We start from the raw sequence: 17409 nt of genomic DNA, 5'->3' as shown, positions 1-17409 counted from the left end.
GGGTCTGTGAGATATCGTTTCAAACGGCAAAAGCGCGTCATTTGCGTGTATGTTTTGTGACTTTTACCTCAGGAATTATAGTTGCGATTGATAAATATCAGCCTTTTGTATTACCCCGAGTAAGCGCAGCGAAGACAAGAATAGTTAATAAATAGTGAATTTTAATGAACGAAGAAGACACTATAAAAAGAAGTGTTATCTCTGGTTGCGGACTCACCTTATTGTCAGTGTTTAATGCCTTTACTGCCTGTTTTAACGCATTATTTTGCGCTATTCGCGAAGGATTTACTGATGCATGGCAGGCTGGAGAGCGCAGCCCGCCGCTGATGACGGTACAAAATATGGTACAATGATCCATCGGGAATATTACACATTGATTAGGGTTCTTCGGCCAATGGCACAACTTTATTTCTACTATTCGGCAATGAATGCAGGGAAATCGACGGCGTTACTGCAATCCTCATACAATTATCAGGAGCGGGGGATGCGTACCGTTGTTTATACCGCCGAAATCGACGATCGCTTTGGGGCAGGGAAGGTGAGCTCAAGAATAGGGCTCTCGTCGCCTGCAAGGCTGTTTAACCCTGAAACGGACCTGCTGGAGGACATTCGTGCCGAGCATGCCTTCAAGCCTGTCCATTGCGTTTTGGTAGATGAAAGCCAGTTCCTGACCCGAGAGCAGGTCCATGCGCTTTCAGAGGTCGTTGATGAGCTGGATATTCCCGTTCTTTGCTATGGATTACGTACCGATTTTCGTGGGGAATTATTTGCCGGCAGTCAGTATCTACTGGCCTGGTCGGATAAGCTGGTTGAGCTGAAAACAATCTGCTTTTGTGGCCGCAAGGCAAGTATGGTTCTTCGCCTGGACCAGTCGGGTAAACCCTATGCTGATGGCGAGCAGGTGGTGATAGGAGGCAATGAACGTTATGTCTCGGTCTGCCGCAAGCATTATAAAGAGGCGCTGGCTGTAGGCTCGCTGACGGCGTTACAGGGCGACAATCGAAAATAATAAGAATGTTTTACGGATCCTCAGATATAAAAAAACCCGCCAGCGGCGGGTTTTTTTATCATACTGTCAATCAAGCATTTTTCTTCGCTTTCTTGTCAGCCTTTACAACTGCGGGGATTTCAACTTTTACGGCAGCGACATCGCTTTCAGTGAAGTTACGACCGTAATAAGTATCCAGCAGGATCTGTTTCAGTTCGGAAATCAGTGGGTAGCGCGGGTTAGCACCAGTACACTGGTCATCGAATGCATCTTCAGACAGCTTATCTACGTGAGCGAGGAAGTCAGCTTCCTGAACGCCTGCTTCGCGGATAGATTTAGGAATACCCAGTTCAGCCTTCAGGCTCTCCAGCCATGCCAGCAGTTTCTCGATCTTCGCGGCAGTACGGTCGCCCGGTGCGCTCAGACCGAGGTGATCTGCGATTTCAGCATAACGACGGCGCGCCTGTGGGCGGTCGTACTGGCTGAATGCAGTCTGCTTGGTTGGGTTGTCGTTGGCGTTATAGCGGATAACGTTGCTGATCAACAGGGCGTTCGCCAGACCGTGAGGAATGTGGAACTGTGAACCCAGCTTGTGCGCCATGGAGTGACAGACACCCAGGAAGGCGTTAGCAAACGCAATGCCCGCGATGGTTGCCGCACTGTGTACACGTTCACGCGCAACAGGGTTTTTCGAACCTTCGTTGTAAGAAGCTGGCAGGTTTTCTTTCAGCAGTTTCAGCGCCTGCAAAGCCTGACCGTCAGAGAACTCAGAAGCCAGTACGGAAACGTAAGCTTCCAGAGCGTGAGTTACCGCATCCAGACCACCGAACGCACACAGTGATTTCGGCATTTCCATGACCAGGTTGGCGTCAACGATAGCCATATCTGGCGTCAGTGCGTAGTCAGCCAGCGGGTATTTCTGACCAGTTGCGTCATCAGTCACAACGGCAAATGGCGTCACTTCTGAACCGGTACCGGAAGTGGTGGTGACGGCGATCATTTTCGCTTTCACGCCCATTTTCGGGAACTTGTAGATACGTTTACGGATATCCATAAAGCGCAGCGCCAGTTCTTCGAAGTGAGTTTCCGGATGTTCGTACATCACCCACATAATTTTCGCGGCGTCCATTGGGGAACCGCCACCCAGTGCGATGATCACATCAGGTTTGAAGGAGTTCGCCAGTTCAGCGCCTTTACGTACAACGCTCAGGGTTGGGTCAGCTTCAACTTCAAAGAAGACTTCAGTTTCGACGCCAGCCGCTTTCAGAACAGAGGTGATCTGGTCTGCATAGCCATTGTTGAACAGGAAACGGTCGGTCACGATGAGCGCACGTTTGTGGCCATCAGTAATCACTTCATCCAGCGCGATTGGCAGAGAGCCGCGGCGGAAGTAGATAGATTTCGGAAGTTTGTGCCACAACATGTTTTCAGCTCGCTTAGCAACGGTTTTCTTGTTGATCAGGTGTTTTGGACCAACGTTTTCAGAGATGGAGTTACCACCCCAGGAACCACAACCCAGAGTCAGGGAAGGTGCGAGTTTGAAGTTGTAAAGGTCACCGATACCACCCTGAGAAGCAGGGGTGTTGATCAGGATACGTGCCGTCTTCATCTTCTGACCGAAGTAAGCAACACGCTCAGGCTGGTTATCCTGGTCGGTGTACAGGCAAGAGGTGTGGCCGATACCGCCCATCGCCACCAGCTTCTCTGCTTTATCTACCGCGTCATCGAAATCTTTCGCACGGTACATTGCCAGCGTCGGGGAGAGTTTCTCGTGAGCAAACGGCTCACTTTCATCAACGACTTTCACTTCACCAATCAGAATCTTGGTGGTAGCAGGGACGCTAAAGCCAGCGAGCTCAGCGATTTTATACGCAGGCTGACCTACGATAGCCGCGTTCAGCGCACCATTTTTCAGAATCACGTCCTGAACGGCTTTCAGTTCTTTACCTTGCAACAGGTAGCCGCCGTGGCTGGCGAAACGTTCACGAACGGCGTCGTATACCGAATCAACCACGACAACAGACTGTTCAGATGCACAGATAACGCCGTTATCGAAGGTTTTAGACATCAGCACAGAGGCAACAGCACGCTTGATATCAGCCGTTTCGTCGATCACCACAGGGGTATTACCTGCGCCTACGCCGATGGCTGGTTTACCGGAGCTGTACGCTGCTTTAACCATACCAGGACCACCGGTCGCCAGAATCAGGTTAATGTCCGGGTGATGCATCAGGGCGTTGGACAGTTCAACAGAAGGTTGGTCGATCCAGCCGATGAGATCTTTTGGTGCACCCGCCGCAATAGCAGCCTGAAGCACGATATCTGCTGCTTTGTTGGTGGCGTCCTTCGCACGTGGATGCGGGGAGAAAATGATTGCGTTACGTGTCTTCAGACTGATGAGAGATTTGAAGATGGCGGTAGAGGTTGGGTTAGTGGTTGGAACGATACCGCAAATGATGCCGATCGGTTCTGCGATGGTGATGGTGCCGAAAGTATCGTCTTCTGACAGCACACCGCAGGTTTTCTCATCTTTATAGGCGTTGTAGATATACTCTGAAGCAAAGTGGTTTTTGATCACTTTATCTTCAACGATACCCATGCCGGATTCGGCAACGGCCATTTTAGCGAGAGGGATTCGAGCATCAGCAGCAGCCAGAGCGGCCGCGCGGAAGATTTTATCAACCTGTTCTTGGGTGAAATTGGCATATTCACGCTGGGCTTTTTTTACGCGCTCGACGAGGGCGTTCAGTTCAGCGATATTGGTAACAGCCATAATGCTCTCCTGATAATGTTTAAACTCTTTTAGTAAACCAGCGCTCGATACGTCTGACAGTATAGTCAGAGCCGATCCCACTTGCGTAACACACAGTAAAACAAAGGATTACTCACTGCTCCAGCTCACTAATTTACTAAAAGAGCCTTACCTTAGCATCATACCTTTTTGATAGGTGATCTCCCTGGCGGCGTAACCAAGATTACTCACTTCTGAGTACGAAAATTATGATCGAGATCAATTTTGTCCTAAGCTGATACCTTTCAGCAGGGTTATTTTGTGCTAATTATTCTACTGTTAAATAATTAAGTAACTATTGGAAGCAGCGATATCATTGATTACACAAATGTTTAACATCATGAATTGATAACGTTTAAGAACAGATTTCTGGTGAAGTATGCGGCTAAAAAGCGTATCTTCAGCGCGGATTTATCATGACACGCAGTTTCTCCCTGGCCATGCTCAATTGCGGAGCTTAATGTGATTCAAACGCTCTTTGATTTCCCTACATATTTCAAGTTTTTTATCGGCTTGTTTGCTCTGGTTAACCCGGTAGGGATCATCCCTGTCTTCATTAGTATGACCAGCTATCAGACGGCTGCGGCACGAAATAAAACCAACCTGACGGCAAACCTGTCGGTGGCGATCATCCTACTTACGTCTCTTTATCTCGGGGACGCCATTCTTCAGGTCTTCGGCATCTCGATTGATTCGTTCCGTATAGCAGGCGGGATCCTGGTGGTGACGATTGCCATGTCGATGATCAGCGGCAAGCTGGGGGAGGATAAACAGAACAAGCAGGAAAAATCAGAGACAGCTATCCGCGAGAGCATCGGGGTTGTGCCACTGGCGCTGCCGCTGATGGCGGGCCCGGGGGCGATCAGTTCCACTATTGTCTGGGGAACGCGCTACCACAGCCTGATGCACCTGATTGGCTTTTCCGTCGCTATTGCGCTGTTCGCGCTGTGCTGCTGGGGTGTATTTCGTATGGCGCCATGGCTGGTTCGCTTGCTGGGACAAACGGGCATCAACGTGATTACCCGTATCATGGGTCTGTTGTTAATGGCGTTGGGCATCGAATTTATCGTTACCGGTATTAAAAGTATATTCCCCGGGTTAGTACACTGACTTTCATTTGAAAGAGCGGAGCCAGCGGCTCCGTTTTTTTTACGTGATTATCTGCAAATCATATAAATAAAGTTGAAATAGGCGCCAGTCATAATAAGTTCTACTAATAATCCTCTTCTGTTGTTTTTCAAGGGGTTGTTTATTTTCATTTCCCCTTGCCGCGCATAAATCCCTCAAACCCTCTGTTATTTTACTCACATGATACTCTGGGGCTTGCTGACAGATAACCGAAATGATATTAGTAATTTCGACGCTGGCTCAGACGAATGTGCTAAATAATAATCAATTGTTAAATTATCGTGAAAAATCGTTCAGCCAAGCTTTGTCGTCGCGTTTGTAGCAACAAAATTTCTTATCTGTATGAATTACTTCTCTTTTTTTTGATTTCGGCGTAAGCCAGGGTTGGCACCACAGTTATGCCAGCCATCGTAAAAGAGAAATGCTTAACAAATTTGCAAAATGTATTGGCGAGAGTTGGCACCATTTGGTACTTTCCGGCCTTATATTTTGCAGCATTAAACAAGTTGATGAGAACTATTTTCATATAGCCCTCACATAAGATATCCAACGCATCTCTCTGACAGGGGAGAGGTGTAAAGAATCGACGCAAGACCGCCGTACGAGCGGTCAGTAATAATGAAGTCGGTGATAGCAAGAAGTAAAAAAAGAACCTGACAGTAGCAAAAAAAACTCCTGCGCTGTACAGGCCCCAACAGGGGATTACACAACTGGCGAAGGCCGGTCATTATAATGAGTGGAGTATCAACACAATGTCCATCATCACAAAAAAAAGTCTGGTAGCGGCGGGGATTTTAACTGCGCTAATCGCGGGCAACGCTGCAATGGCTGCGGACGTTCCTGCTGGTGTTCAGCTGGCTGAGAAGCAAACGCTGGTACGTAATAACGGTGCGGAAGTGCAGTCTCTTGATCCGCACAAAATTGAAGGTGTTCCAGAGTCTAACGTTAACCGCGATCTGTTTGAAGGTCTGCTGGTGACTGACGTAGACGGCCACCCGGCTCCGGGCGTGGCGGAAAAATGGGACAACAAAGATTTTAAAGTCTGGACCTTCCATCTGCGTAAAGATGCGAAATGGTCCGACGGTACGCCGGTTACCGCCGAAGATTTCGTCTATAGCTGGCAGCGTCTGGCGGATCCGAATACCGCCTCCCCGTATGCGAGTTACCTCCAGTATGGCCATATTGCCAATATCGATGACATCATCACGGGTAAAAAGCCAGTAACCGACCTGGGCGTAAAAGCCATCGATGCCAACACCTTTGAAGTGACGTTGAGCGAACCTGTTCCGTACTTCTATAAGCTGCTGGTTCACCCGTCCGTCTCCCCGGTACCAAAATCCGCAGTAGAAAAATTTGGTGAAAAATGGACGCAGCCTGCGAATATTGTGACCAACGGTGCATATAAGCTGAAGGACTGGGTCGTTAACGAACGTATGGTGCTGGAGCGCAACCCGCAGTATTGGGATAATGCGAAGACCGTTATCAATCAGGTCACCTACCTGCCAATCTCTTCTGAAGTGACGGACGTAAACCGCTACCGCAGCGGTGAAATCGACATGACCTATAACAATATGCCGATTGAACTGTTCCAGAAGCTGAAAAAAGAGATCCCTAAAGAAGTTCACGTCGATCCGTATCTGTGCACCTACTATTACGAAATTAACAACCAGAAAGCACCGTTCACCGACGTACGTGTTCGTACCGCACTGAAGCTGGCTCTGGATCGCGACATTATCGTGAATAAAGTGAAGAATCAGGGCGACCTGCCGGCTTACAGCTACACCCCGCCTTACACCGACGGTATGAAGCTGGTTGAACCTGAATGGTTCAAATGGTCCCAGGAAAAACGTAACGAAGAAGCGAAAAAACTGCTGGCTGAAGCTGGCTATACCGCCGACAAGCCGCTGACCTTTAGCCTGCTGTACAACACCTCCGATCTGCATAAAAAACTGGCTATTGCCGTCGCGTCAATCTGGAAGAAAAACCTCGGCGTGAACGTGAAGCTGGAAAACCAGGAATGGAAAACCTTCCTCGATACGCGCCACCAGGGAACCTTTGACGTGGCACGTGCAGGATGGTGTGCGGACTATAACGAACCGACCTCATTCCTGAACACCATGCTGAGCGACAGTTCGAACAATACCGCACACTATAAGAGCCCGGCGTTTGATAAGCTGATTGGCGAAACCCTGAAGGTGGCAGATGACGCCCAGCGCGCCGATCTGTACGCGAAATCAGAACAACAGCTCGATAAAGACTCTGCGATCGTTCCGGTTTACTACTACGTTAACGCCCGCCTGGTGAAACCATGGGTAGGGGGTTATACCGGTAAAGACCCGTTGGATAATATTTCCGTTAAGAATCTTTATATTATCAAGCATTAATGGCAATACGTGGGGCGAGCGAGCTTGCCCCACTGTGTCTATTTTGTAACATTCATCAGGCACACGCCAGAAGGTACGGGCAATGTTGAAATTTATCCTGCGTCGCTGTCTTGAAGCGATTCCAACGTTATTTATTCTAATTACAATTTCCTTCTTCATGATGCGTCTTGCACCGGGCAGTCCTTTTACCGGTGAACGCACGCTTCCGCCAGAAGTTATGGCCAACATCGAAGCGAAATACCATTTAAACGATCCTATCACCACGCAGTACTTCAACTATCTGAAGCAGCTTGCACACGGTGATTTTGGTCCGTCATTTAAATATAAAGACTATTCCGTTAACGACCTGGTGGCGTCCAGCTTCCCGGTATCGGCTAAATTAGGGGCTGCTGCATTTATCCTGGCCGTTGTTCTCGGTGTCACTGCGGGCGTTATCGCTGCGCTAAAACAAAATACCCGATGGGATTACGCCGTAATGGGGCTCGCAATGACCGGGGTGGTTATCCCCAGCTTCGTTGTCGCGCCGTTGCTGGTCATGATATTCGCCATAACCCTGAAATGGCTTCCCGGGGGCGGCTGGAACGGCGGGGCGCTGAAGTTCATGATATTGCCGATGGTGGCATTATCTCTGGCCTACATCGCCAGCATCGCCCGTATTACCCGCGGTTCAATGATTGAAGTCCTGCACTCGAACTTCATCCGTACCGCCCGTGCGAAAGGGCTGCCGATGCGCCGGATTATTTTCCGTCATGCCCTCAAGCCTGCACTGTTACCGGTACTCTCCTATATGGGTCCGGCTTTCGTCGGCATTATCACGGGTTCAATGGTGATTGAAACCATTTATGGTCTGCCGGGCATCGGGCAGCTGTTTGTTAACGGGGCGCTTAACCGTGACTATTCGCTGGTGCTGAGCCTGACGATCCTCGTGGGCGCGCTGACCATTCTGTTTAATGCCGTTGTCGATGTGCTGTATGCCGTTATCGACCCGAAAATCCGTTACTAACTGGAGCACGCCATGATGTTGAGTAAGAAAAACAGCGAGGCGCTGGAAAACTTCAGTGAAAAGCTGGAGGTCGAAGGTCGTAGCCTTTGGCAGGACGCCCGCCGTCGTTTTATGCATAACCGTGCCGCCGTTGCCAGCCTGGTCGTGCTGGTGCTTATCGCGCTGTTCGTAACCCTGGCACCAATGCTCTCTCAGTTCACCTATTTCGATACGGATTGGGGCATGATGTCCAGCGCGCCGGATATGGAATCCGGGCACTATTTCGGCACCGACTCCTCCGGGCGTGATTTGCTGGTGCGTGTGGCGATTGGCGGCCGTATCTCCCTGATGGTTGGCATCGCGGCGGCGCTGGTGGCGGTGATTGTCGGCACGCTTTACGGCTCGCTTTCCGGTTACCTCGGCGGGAAAGTGGACTCCGTGATGATGCGTCTGCTAGAAATCCTGAACTCCTTCCCGTTCATGTTCTTCGTCATTCTGCTGGTGACCTTCTTTGGTCAAAATATCCTGCTGATCTTCGTGGCGATCGGGATGGTGTCCTGGCTGGATATGGCGCGTATTGTGCGCGGCCAGACGCTGAGCCTCAAACGTAAGGAGTTTATCGAAGCCGCACAGGTTGGCGGCGTTTCTACCGCCAATATTGTGGTGCGTCATATCGTTCCTAACGTGCTGGGCGTGGTGGTGGTGTACGCCTCCCTGCTGGTGCCAAGTATGATCCTGTTTGAATCTTTCCTGAGCTTCCTGGGATTAGGTACGCAAGAGCCGTTGAGTAGCTGGGGCGCTCTGTTAAGTGATGGCGCAAACTCCATGGAAGTGTCACCGTGGTTACTGCTGTATCCGGCGGGCTTCCTGGTCGTTACCCTGTTCTGTTTCAACTTTATCGGCGATGGCCTGCGTGATGCCCTCGACCCGAAAGACCGTTAAGGAGCGCCGTCATGACCATTATTGAAACGGCAACCGCGCCACAGGCGCAACAGCGGACCAGCGCACTGCTGGACGTTAAAGACCTCCGCGTGACGTTTAAAACCCCTGACGGTGATGTTACTGCCGTTAACGATCTCAACTTCGACCTGCGTGCCGGTGAAACGCTGGGCATTGTGGGCGAATCCGGTTCCGGTAAATCCCAGACCGCATTCGCGCTGATGGGCCTGCTGGCGTCAAACGGCGTGATCGGCGGTTCGGCGACGTTTAACGGGAAAGAGATCCTGAATTTGCCGGAACATGAGCTGAACAAGCTGCGCGCCGAGCAGATTTCAATGATTTTCCAGGATCCGATGACGTCCCTGAACCCCTATATGCGGGTGGGTGAACAGCTGATGGAAGTGCTGATGCTCCACAAGGGGCTGGGCAAAGCCGAAGCGTTTGAAGAGTCCGTCAAAATGCTGGATGCGGTGAAAATGCCTGAAGCACGCAAGCGCATGCGCATGTATCCACACGAGTTCTCCGGCGGTATGCGCCAGCGCGTCATGATCGCGATGGCATTGCTTTGCCGACCAAAACTGCTGATCGCTGATGAACCGACCACCGCTCTGGACGTGACCGTCCAGGCGCAGATCATGACGTTGCTGAACGAGCTGAAGCGCGAGTTCAATACCGCCATCATCATGATCACCCACGATTTAGGCGTCGTTGCCGGGATCTGCGACAAAGTGTTAGTCATGTATGCAGGCCGCACGATGGAATACGGTAATGCTCGCGATGTGTTCTACCAGCCAGCCCATCCGTACTCTATCGGGCTGCTGAATGCCGTTCCGCGTCTTGATGCGGAAGGGGAGTCGCTGCTGACTATCCCGGGCAACCCGCCAAACCTGCTGCGTCTGCCAAAAGGCTGCCCGTTCCAGCCGCGTTGTCCGCATGCGATGGAAATCTGTAACAGCGCACCGCCGCTGGAAGCGTTTGCCCCAGGCCGTCTGCGCGCCTGCTTTAAGCCGCTGGAGGAGCTGATATGAACGCGATCGACGAAAAAAGAAATGTGCTGCTCGAAATCGCTGACCTGAAGGTCCATTTCGATATCAAAGACGGTAAACAGTGGTTCTGGCAGCCTGCCAAAACCCTGAAAGCGGTGGATGGCGTCACGCTACGCCTGTACGAAGGCGAGACCCTGGGCGTGGTGGGCGAATCCGGCTGCGGCAAATCGACGTTTGCGCGGGCGATCATCGGCCTGGTGAAGGCCACCGACGGGAAAGTGGCCTGGCTTGGCAAAGATTTGCTGGGGATGAAGCCGGATGAATGGCGCGACGTGCGCAGCGACATCCAGATGATTTTCCAGGATCCACTTGCGTCCCTGAACCCGCGTATGACCATTGGCGAAATCATTGCCGAGCCGCTGCGCACCTATCATCCGAAGATGCCGCGCCAGGAAATTCGCGATCGGGTGAAAGCGATGATGCTCAAGGTGGGTCTGCTGCCTAACCTCATCAACCGCTACCCACACGAGTTTTCCGGCGGTCAGTGCCAGCGTATCGGTATCGCACGCGCGTTGATCCTTGAACCAAAACTGATTATCTGTGATGAGCCAGTTTCGGCGCTGGACGTTTCCATCCAGGCCCAGGTGGTTAACCTGCTACAGAAACTGCAACGGGAAATGGGGCTGTCGCTGATCTTCATCGCCCACGATCTGGCGGTGGTAAAACACATTTCGGACCGTGTGCTGGTCATGTATCTGGGCCACGCCGTAGAGCTGGGCACGTATGATGAGGTGTACCACAATCCTCTGCACCCTTATACCAAAGCGCTGATGTCTGCGGTTCCCGTTCCGGACCCCGATCTGGAAAAAAATAAAACCATTCAGCTTCTGGAAGGTGAACTGCCTTCGCCAATCAACCCGCCTTCAGGCTGCGTATTCCGTACTCGATGCCCAATAGCCGGGCCGGAATGTGCAAAAACACGGCCGGTTCTGGAGGGCAGTTTCCGACATGCGGTTTCCTGCCTGAAAGTAGACCCGTTATAATCGCAAGGGCTGACATGATGTCAGCCCTTATTTTTCGAGGTTAATGTGTCGCGATTATTCACGTCGGCCCGCCAGCGGCTGTATCACCTTTTATTTGATCCTGAAACGGTTTCCGGTCGCCGCTTCGAAGGTCTGTGTGGTTTATTTGCGCTGATTAGCGTCATTATTATCTTTATCGAATCCGGCGCCGGAACGCAGTACCACATGACGTATGAGGAGTGGCACGTTTTCGTCTGGCTGGAATTGATTGTCACGCTGGTGTTTACTGCGGAATATGTGCTGAGGGTCATTAGCTGGCCAAATCCGGCGAAATACGTTTTCAGCTTCTGGGGATTTATTGATTTAGCCACCATCCTGCCGCTGTATGTCATGTGGCTGTGGCCTGAGATCAGCCTGAATTATGTGTTTGCCTGGCGTGCAATGCGGGCGATTCGTGTGTTACGGATTCTCAAACTGCTGCGCTTTATGCCGTCGCTGCGGGTTTTTTGGGTTGCCATTGTCAGCGCCCGCCACCAGCTGATTCTCTTCTATTCGTTTATTGCTATCGTGATGATCGTTTTTGGCTCCCTGATGTATTTAATCGAAGGGCCGAAATACGGGTTTACCACGCTTAATGCGTCTGTTTACTGGGCTATCGTCACGGTGACCACCGTGGGCTATGGCGATATTACCCCGCATACGCCGCTCGGACGTATTGTGGCATCGGTTCTTATCCTGATCGGCTATTCGGTGATAGCGATTCCGACGGGGTTAATTACCACCCATATGAGCAGCGCCTTCCAGAACAGCAAGCAGCAACGCAAATGTCCGAATTGTCAGCAGGGGAATCATGAACCCGGCGCGCGGTTTTGTCACCGCTGTGGAAATGCCTTACCGGATTAAATAAAAAGGCTGCGCGGGCAGCCTTTTTTATTATTCGCGCCAGAGGATATGGCACAGTTTGTGATCTTTCTCGCGGCACAGCAGGACGCGGGCAAAGATGTCGTTAATTTCTCCGCCGTCTTCATCTGCAAGGCCAATCACCACCTCGGCGAAGAAGTCCGGGTTGAGATCAAAATCGACATGTTCGGCCCAGTCTTCAGCCGGATCGAACAGCTCTGCACCGCCACGCTCTTCGAATTGCAGGTTGAAAAGAATGACGTCAGCAGGGTCGAGATTATCGACCGCCAGCTCGAGAAAAATATCGTAGGCCTGTTCGAGCGTTTCGTCTTCGGTCAGGCGATTGTTCAGATCCATTTCCATGATGACTACCTGTTAAACATCGTTGGGCACGTTTTACAGCAACGGACTAAAGAAGTAAAACAGTCGTTCGGCAATTCGCTGCCAGAGCGGACGTTTCGCCCACAGTCTGGCGTCCAGCAGGCGTGAGCGGGAGATATAATCGTCCTGAACCGCCGCCAGATCGCCACCGAACCCGGCGTCATCAATGACCAGCGTAATTTCAAAATTCAGCCACAGACTGCGCATATCGAGGTTGACGGTACCCACCAGGCTCAGCTCTCCGTCCACCAGCACGCTCTTGGTGTGTAACAGGCCGCCTTCGAACTGATAAATTTTAACGCCTGCGGCCAGCAGCTCACTAAAGAACGCGCGGCTTGCCCATCCCACCAGCAGCGAATCGTTCTTGCGCGGCATAATAATGCTCACATCCACTCCGCGCTGTGCCGCTGTACAGATGGCATGCAGAAGGTCGTCGCTGGGAACGAAATAGGGCGTGGTCATGATCAGATATTCCCGCGCGGAGTACGCGGCGGTCAGCAGTGCCTGATGGATCAGATCTTCCGGGAAGCCAGGACCGGAGGCGATAGTGTGGATAGTGTGCCCGCTGGCTTCCTCAAACGGCATGATATTGCCATCCGGCGGTGGGGGAAGAATGCGTTTACCGGTTTCAATTTCCCAGTCGCAGGAGTAGACGATGCCCATTGAGGTCGCGATCGGTCCCTCCATCCGCGCCATCAGATCGATCCATTGCCCCACGCCGGAATCCTGCTTGAAGAAGCGGGGGTCAACCATGTTCATGCTGCCGGTGTAGGCGATGTAGTTATCGATCAGAACCATTTTCCGGTGCTGGCGGAGATCCATGCGGCGCAGAAAGACGCGGAAAAGATTCACTTTTAGCGCCTCGACCACCTCGATACCGGCGTTGCGCATCATGCCTGCCCACGGGCTACGGAAAAAGGCCACGCTGCCGGCGGAGTCCAGCATCAGGCGGCAGTGGATACCGCGACGTGCAGCGGCCATTAGCGATTCGGCGACCTGGTCCGCCATGCCGCCCGGCTGCCAGATATAAAACACCATCTCGATATTATGCCGGGCGAGCTGGATATCACGGATCAGCGCCTGCATCACATCATCAGAAGAGGTCATCAGTTGCAGCTGATTGCCTTTTACCCCAGCAATCCCCTGGCGGCGTTCGCACAGCTTGAACAGAGATGCGGCCACGCTGCTGTTCTCTTCAGCGAAGATATGCTTGCAGGCTTTAAGGTCGGCAAGCCATTTCGCCGTGGAGGGCCACATGGCGCGGGCGCGTTCGGCCCGGCGTTTACCCAGATGAAGTTCACCGAAAGAGAGATAGGCAATGATGCCCACCAGCGGCAGAATGTAGATAATCAGAAGCCAGGCCATGGCGGAAGGTACCGCTCTGCGTTTCATCAGAATGCGCAACGTCACCCCGGCAATTAACAGCCAGTATCCTAAAATGACCAGCCAACTCACCACGGTGTAGAAGGTTGTCATAAATAAAAAATCCTTTTGAAAGCGTATTGTTATGAGTTTACGCATCAGGATTCATCTGGCAAATAAAAACGGCAGATAAAAGCGCTGGTTTGCCGCCTGCTTAGGCATATAATGGCATCTCTGTTAGAGAAAGAGTTGTAGACATGAAGCGCAGTAGAACTGAAGTTGGGCGCTGGCGCATGTTGCGACAGGTGAGTCGTCGTAAGGCTCGTTGGCTGGAAGCACAATCCCGCCGCAATATGCGTATCCACGCCATCAGAAAATGTGGCCTGAACAGACACCGTAACGCGCTGTTGTTCGCGGTCCAGGACATCTGAAAAGCATGAAGGGCACCGTAAAGGTGCCCATTAAATATCCAGGCTATCAATTTTTGCAGTCTATTCCCATCTGCTTTCCGCGATATACTAAGTCCCCATAACGTCATGATATTAAAAGATGAATCCTTATCTCTGGATTTTTATTGTACTTTTGGCGCTGGATGCGCTCAGGGAAGATTTAGGACTTTCGTCATTTTCCTCATTGGCAGATTATGTTTTCGCATGGGGAATACATTGGCTTTATTAAAGGAACAAAGGATGAACGGAAAAGTAATGGCAGTACTCTTTGGGATTGCGATATTAAGCGGTTGTGCCAGCAGCAAAACCTCACCCGAACGGCACGCGTTTTATTTCGTGTCGCATCAGTCCAGCTTTACTGGCGGCAATTACACCTCCAGCGTGCAGAAAAATTATCAGTTGAACGTGGCGCAGTTCCGCGAGCTTTATGCCCGGGGCAAAGCTGACCGCGCGGAAGGGCGGACTGAGGCTGAAGCCAGTGAATACGCGCAAAGCATTCGCGATCAGCTAAAAGAAAATGCGAAGTCGCAGGAATTGTTCGCAGGCAACGCGAAGGATAAATGGTCTTCGGACATGGACACTAAAGACGCCATATTATTTGGTAACGAACTGGCCGCGACTTATCTTGATGGCTATAACGGCGTACAATAGCGCAACTGATTCAGGGGATACCGTAATTACCGGTATCCCCGCTGTTTTTGAGCGAAAGGAGTGAGACGTGTTTGCGGAGTTTGGTGTACTGAATTTCTGGACCTATGTTGTCGGCGCATTTTTTATCGTGCTGGTTCCAGGACCGAACACCTTGTTTGTGCTTAAAACAGGGATTGGCCACGGCGTTAAGAAAGGCTATCTGGCAGCCACCGGTGTGTTTATTGGTGATGCCGTGCTGATGTTTCTGGCCTGGGCGGGCGTCGCCGCGTTGATCCAGACCACTCCGGTTTTATTTAATATTGTCCGCTATCTGGGCGCGTTTTATCTGCTGTGGCTGGGCGGAAAAATGCTCTGGTCCGTTATGACGCGTCAAAAAAATGCGCACGAAAGTAGCGCCGAACCGGCAAGCGCAATCCTTAAGCGTTCGCTGGTGCTGAGCCTGACGAACCCGAAAGCGATTCTCTTTTACGTGTCGTTCTTCGTGCAGTTCATTGATGTCAATGCGAAGAATACCGGCACGTCGTTCCTGATCCTCGCCACAACGCTTGAGCTGATCAGCTTCATGTACATGAGCTTCCTGATTTTCTCAGGCGCGTTTGTCACGCGTTACCTCAAAACCAAAAAGAAACTGGCGAAGCTGGGGAACGGGCTGATAGGTCTGCTGTTTGTCGGATTTGCGGCGAGGCTGGCGTCGCTGCACTGAATGAAGAAAAGGCTCCCGAGGGAGCCTTTCGTTTCAGAATACTTTTTTATACGGACGAACCGTGACTTTCTCGTACACGCCGGCTGCGACGTACGGGTCTGCTTCTGCCCAGGCCTGCGCGGCTTCCAGAGATTCAAACTCGGCAATCACCGTGGAGCCGGTAAAACCCGCCGCGCCCGGATCGTTGCTGTCAACGGCAGGCATCGGGCCTGCGGTCAGCAACCGACCTTCATCCTGTAGCAACTGTAAACGCGCCAGATGAGCAGGGCGAACGGAAAGACGTTTTTCCAGAGAATCAGGTACATCTTCAGCGTAAATCACGTAAAGCACGGCAAAGCTCCTTAACCGGTAAAAGTGACAATTACGTTATGTGAAAGCGCAAATGACTGCAATGTAAAGATAATAACAATGTTAAAACCCTGATCTGGATGCCCCTTTTTTGCCCTCATGTACGCTTAAATTGCGCAAGGACAAAGTGTCTTATTGAATATGATTGCTATTTGCATTTAAAATCGAGGTTCGGTTTTTTAACGTTGATGATTATGACTTCGATGACCCTTGATTTACCTCGCCGCTTTCCATGGCCGACGCTGCTTTCCGTCGTTATTCACGGTGCTGTCGTGGCGGGTCTGCTCTATACCTCGGTTCATCAGGTTATTGAAATGCCGGCGCCAGCGCAGCCAATTTCTGTGACCATGGTATCGCCTGCGGATCTTGAGCCGCCGCAGGTTGCGCCGCCGCCGCCACAGCCCGTTGTTGAACCCGAGCCAGAGCCCGAGCCGGTTCCTGAACCGCCGAAAGAAGCGCCGGTAGTGATCCATAAGCCGGAGCCGAAACCTAAGCCGAAGCCAAAACCCAAGCCGGTCAAAAAGGTGGAAGAGCGTCCGAAACGCGAAGTGCGTCCGGTTGAGCCACGCGCCACGCAGCCGGTTGAAAATGCCGCCCCGTCACGTCCGCTGATGAATAACACCACGACCGCGACAAAACCGACGGTAACGGCGCCCGCGGGCCCGCGGGCGCTGAGCCGTAACCAGCCGCAGTACCCGGCACGTGCCCAGGCGTTACGTATTGAAGGGCGTGTACGGGTGAAATTCGACGTTACGGCCGATGGACGTGTCGATAACGTGGAAATCCTGTCCGCACAGCCGGCGAATATGTTTGAACGCGAAGTTAAATCGGCCATGCGCAGGTGGCGCTATGAAGCCGGTAAACCCGGCAATGGGTTGATTGTGAACATTGTCTTCCGCCTGAACGGCGGGGCACAGATGGAATAAAAGAAGCCTCCGCAAGGAGGCTTTTTTTACCTGAGGATCAGCTCCGTGGGAGCTGGCGGGGCTTACCGTCGCTATCCACCGCCACATAGATAAATAATGCCTCCGTCGCCTTATAGCGCTGACCAATCGGCTCAGAAGAGACTTTTTTCACCCATACTTCAATGTTGATGGAGACAGACGTATTGCCGCGTTTTACGCAGCGTGCGTAACAGCACACCACGTCCCCCACCGCGACAGGGCGCAGAAAGGTCATGCCATCGACCCGGACTGTCACCACGCGCCCGTGTGCAATCTCTTTTGCCAGGATTGCACCGCCCATATCCATCTGCGACATCAACCAGCCGCCAAAAATATCGCCATTGGCATTCGTATCCGCAGGCATTGCCAGTGTGCGTAAAACCAGTTCGCCCTGTGGGGCGTCATTTGTTGTCATTGTTTTTAAACTCGTAACTGAAGACTTCAGGCGGGA

General features: G+C 51.8%; 18 protein-coding genes and 1 pseudogene. 14 read left to right on the top strand and 5 right to left on the bottom strand.

The genetic code is table 11. The features are described from left to right. Positions 1 to 164 precede the first annotated feature (164 nt). Together KTH07_RS10430 and tdk are read left to right on the top strand one after the other, a co-directional pair. Positions 165 to 353, top strand: coding sequence for a hypothetical protein (locus tag KTH07_RS10430; RefSeq protein WP_123912598.1), 189 nt, complete (start codon positions 165 to 167; stop codon positions 351 to 353). 41 nt (positions 354 to 394) lie between these two features. Further along, positions 395 to 1009 carry a thymidine kinase gene (gene tdk, locus KTH07_RS10425; RefSeq protein WP_026080678.1) on the top strand — a complete coding sequence of 205 codons (615 nt, stop codon included), beginning with the start codon at positions 395 to 397 and terminating at the stop codon, positions 1007 to 1009. 70 nt (positions 1010 to 1079) lie between these two features. On the opposite strand, the gene adhE is transcribed toward tdk, so the two are convergent. Beyond that, on the bottom strand, positions 1080 to 3761 hold the full coding sequence (gene adhE, locus KTH07_RS10420; protein WP_032103375.1) for a bifunctional acetaldehyde-CoA/alcohol dehydrogenase: 2682 nt from the start codon (positions 3759 to 3761) through the stop codon (positions 1080 to 1082). A gap of 480 nt (positions 3762 to 4241) precedes the next feature. Between adhE and KTH07_RS10415 the strand changes: the two genes are divergently transcribed. The 7 genes and pseudogenes from KTH07_RS10415 (at position 4242) to KTH07_RS10385 (ending at position 12123) form a co-directional block, all read left to right on the top strand. Continuing rightward, positions 4242 to 4889 (top strand): YchE family NAAT transporter, encoded by a 648-nt coding sequence (locus tag KTH07_RS10415; RefSeq protein ID WP_017384236.1) that lies wholly within the window; start codon positions 4242 to 4244, stop codon positions 4887 to 4889. 770 nt (positions 4890 to 5659) lie between these two features. Then, complete coding sequence (oppA, locus tag KTH07_RS10410; protein WP_003856736.1) at positions 5660 to 7291, top strand: oligopeptide ABC transporter substrate-binding protein OppA; 1632 nt, start codon at positions 5660 to 5662, stop codon at positions 7289 to 7291. 82 nt (positions 7292 to 7373) lie between these two features. Then, positions 7374 to 8294 (top strand): oligopeptide ABC transporter permease OppB, encoded by a 921-nt coding sequence (oppB, locus tag KTH07_RS10405; protein ID WP_063161929.1) that lies wholly within the window; start codon positions 7374 to 7376, stop codon positions 8292 to 8294. 12 nt (positions 8295 to 8306) lie between these two features. After that, positions 8307 to 9215, top strand: coding sequence for an oligopeptide ABC transporter permease OppC (gene oppC, locus KTH07_RS10400; protein ID WP_003856740.1), 909 nt, complete (start codon positions 8307 to 8309; stop codon positions 9213 to 9215). 11 nt (positions 9216 to 9226) lie between these two features. Continuing rightward, on the top strand, positions 9227 to 10240 hold the full coding sequence (locus KTH07_RS10395; RefSeq protein ID WP_023303844.1) for an ABC transporter ATP-binding protein: 1014 nt from the start codon (positions 9227 to 9229) through the stop codon (positions 10238 to 10240). Then, on the top strand, positions 10237 to 11241 hold the full coding sequence (gene oppF, locus KTH07_RS10390; RefSeq protein ID WP_017384233.1) for a murein tripeptide/oligopeptide ABC transporter ATP-binding protein OppF: 1005 nt from the start codon (positions 10237 to 10239) through the stop codon (positions 11239 to 11241). The genes KTH07_RS10395 and oppF overlap by 4 nt, the downstream gene beginning before the upstream one ends. A gap of 14 nt (positions 11242 to 11255) precedes the next feature. Beyond that, positions 11256 to 12123, top strand: a pseudogene (locus KTH07_RS10385) (ion transporter). A gap of 30 nt (positions 12124 to 12153) precedes the next feature. Here KTH07_RS10385 and KTH07_RS10380 read toward each other — a convergent pair. Both KTH07_RS10380 and cls read right to left on the bottom strand, forming a co-directional pair. Continuing rightward, positions 12154 to 12483, bottom strand: a complete 330-nt coding sequence (locus KTH07_RS10380) for an HI1450 family dsDNA-mimic protein (protein WP_003856748.1) — start codon at positions 12481 to 12483, stop codon at positions 12154 to 12156. A 33-nt stretch (positions 12484 to 12516) separates the two neighbouring features. After that, positions 12517 to 13977, bottom strand: coding sequence for a cardiolipin synthase (gene cls, locus KTH07_RS10375; RefSeq protein ID WP_003856750.1), 1461 nt, complete (start codon positions 13975 to 13977; stop codon positions 12517 to 12519). A 143-nt stretch (positions 13978 to 14120) separates the two neighbouring features. Here cls and KTH07_RS10370 point away from each other — a divergent pair, with 143 nt between their 5' ends. From KTH07_RS10370 to leuE, 4 genes are all read left to right on the top strand, one after another. Then, positions 14121 to 14294 carry a YciY family protein gene (locus KTH07_RS10370; protein WP_017384232.1) on the top strand — a complete coding sequence of 58 codons (174 nt, stop codon included), beginning with the start codon at positions 14121 to 14123 and terminating at the stop codon, positions 14292 to 14294. Positions 14295 to 14412: 118 nt separating this feature from the next. Then, a complete protein-coding gene (locus KTH07_RS23605; protein WP_208985927.1) occupies positions 14413 to 14541 on the top strand; it encodes a KPN_01571 family protein in 129 nt (42 codons plus the stop codon). Between the two features lie 11 nt (positions 14542 to 14552). Beyond that, positions 14553 to 14963: an Exc2 family lipoprotein gene (locus tag KTH07_RS10360; protein WP_032619566.1), complete on the top strand. Its 411-nt coding sequence runs from the start codon at positions 14553 to 14555 to the stop codon at positions 14961 to 14963. Between the two features lie 67 nt (positions 14964 to 15030). Then, positions 15031 to 15666, top strand: coding sequence for a leucine efflux protein LeuE (leuE, locus tag KTH07_RS10355; RefSeq protein ID WP_006810877.1), 636 nt, complete (start codon positions 15031 to 15033; stop codon positions 15664 to 15666). A 33-nt stretch (positions 15667 to 15699) separates the two neighbouring features. On the opposite strand, the gene KTH07_RS10350 is transcribed toward leuE, so the two are convergent. Continuing rightward, on the bottom strand, positions 15700 to 15996 hold the full coding sequence (locus tag KTH07_RS10350) for a YciI family protein (protein ID WP_003856755.1): 297 nt from the start codon (positions 15994 to 15996) through the stop codon (positions 15700 to 15702). Between the two features lie 221 nt (positions 15997 to 16217). Between KTH07_RS10350 and tonB the strand changes: the two genes are divergently transcribed. Beyond that, positions 16218 to 16940 carry a TonB system transport protein TonB gene (gene tonB / locus KTH07_RS10345; RefSeq protein WP_032619568.1) on the top strand — a complete coding sequence of 241 codons (723 nt, stop codon included), beginning with the start codon at positions 16218 to 16220 and terminating at the stop codon, positions 16938 to 16940. 37 nt (positions 16941 to 16977) lie between these two features. On the opposite strand, the gene yciA is transcribed toward tonB, so the two are convergent. Next, on the bottom strand, positions 16978 to 17373 hold the full coding sequence (yciA, locus tag KTH07_RS10340) for an acyl-CoA thioester hydrolase YciA (RefSeq protein ID WP_003856759.1): 396 nt from the start codon (positions 17371 to 17373) through the stop codon (positions 16978 to 16980). Positions 17374 to 17409 lie beyond the last annotated feature (36 nt).

Source organism: Enterobacter cloacae complex sp. ECL72, from assembly GCF_019056635.1.
Classification (GTDB): domain Bacteria; phylum Pseudomonadota; class Gammaproteobacteria; order Enterobacterales; family Enterobacteriaceae; genus Enterobacter; species Enterobacter hormaechei_C.
Note: the sequence above shows the minus strand (reverse complement) of the source record. Positions and strands in the feature narration are given on the sequence as shown.

Bases quoted from the DNA above. Each gene is read 5' to 3' on its own strand.
- KTH07_RS10380 (WP_003856748.1), bottom strand. From the start codon at position 12,483: ATGGAAATGGATCTGAACAATCGCCTGACCGAAGACGAAACGCTCGAA.
- KTH07_RS10360 (WP_032619566.1), top strand. From the start codon at position 14,553: ATGAACGGAAAAGTAATGGCAGTACTCTTTGGGATTGCGATATTAAGC.
- oppC (WP_003856740.1), top strand. From the start codon at position 8,307: ATGATGTTGAGTAAGAAAAACAGCGAGGCGCTGGAAAACTTCAGTGAA.
- oppB (WP_063161929.1), top strand. From the start codon at position 7,374: ATGTTGAAATTTATCCTGCGTCGCTGTCTTGAAGCGATTCCAACGTTA.
- KTH07_RS10370 (WP_017384232.1), top strand. From the start codon at position 14,121: ATGAAGCGCAGTAGAACTGAAGTTGGGCGCTGGCGCATGTTGCGACAG.
- KTH07_RS10430 (WP_123912598.1), top strand. From the start codon at position 165: ATGAACGAAGAAGACACTATAAAAAGAAGTGTTATCTCTGGTTGCGGA.
- cls (WP_003856750.1), bottom strand. From the start codon at position 13,977: ATGACAACCTTCTACACCGTGGTGAGTTGGCTGGTCATTTTAGGATAC.
- KTH07_RS23605 (WP_208985927.1), top strand. From the start codon at position 14,413: ATGAATCCTTATCTCTGGATTTTTATTGTACTTTTGGCGCTGGATGCG.
- oppF (WP_017384233.1), top strand. From the start codon at position 10,237: ATGAACGCGATCGACGAAAAAAGAAATGTGCTGCTCGAAATCGCTGAC.
- yciA (WP_003856759.1), bottom strand. From the start codon at position 17,373: ATGACAACAAATGACGCCCCACAGGGCGAACTGGTTTTACGCACACTG.
- tdk (WP_026080678.1), top strand. From the start codon at position 395: ATGGCACAACTTTATTTCTACTATTCGGCAATGAATGCAGGGAAATCG.
- oppA (WP_003856736.1), top strand. From the start codon at position 5,660: ATGTCCATCATCACAAAAAAAAGTCTGGTAGCGGCGGGGATTTTAACT.
- adhE (WP_032103375.1), bottom strand. From the start codon at position 3,761: ATGGCTGTTACCAATATCGCTGAACTGAACGCCCTCGTCGAGCGCGTA.
- tonB (WP_032619568.1), top strand. From the start codon at position 16,218: ATGACCCTTGATTTACCTCGCCGCTTTCCATGGCCGACGCTGCTTTCC.
- KTH07_RS10395 (WP_023303844.1), top strand. From the start codon at position 9,227: ATGACCATTATTGAAACGGCAACCGCGCCACAGGCGCAACAGCGGACC.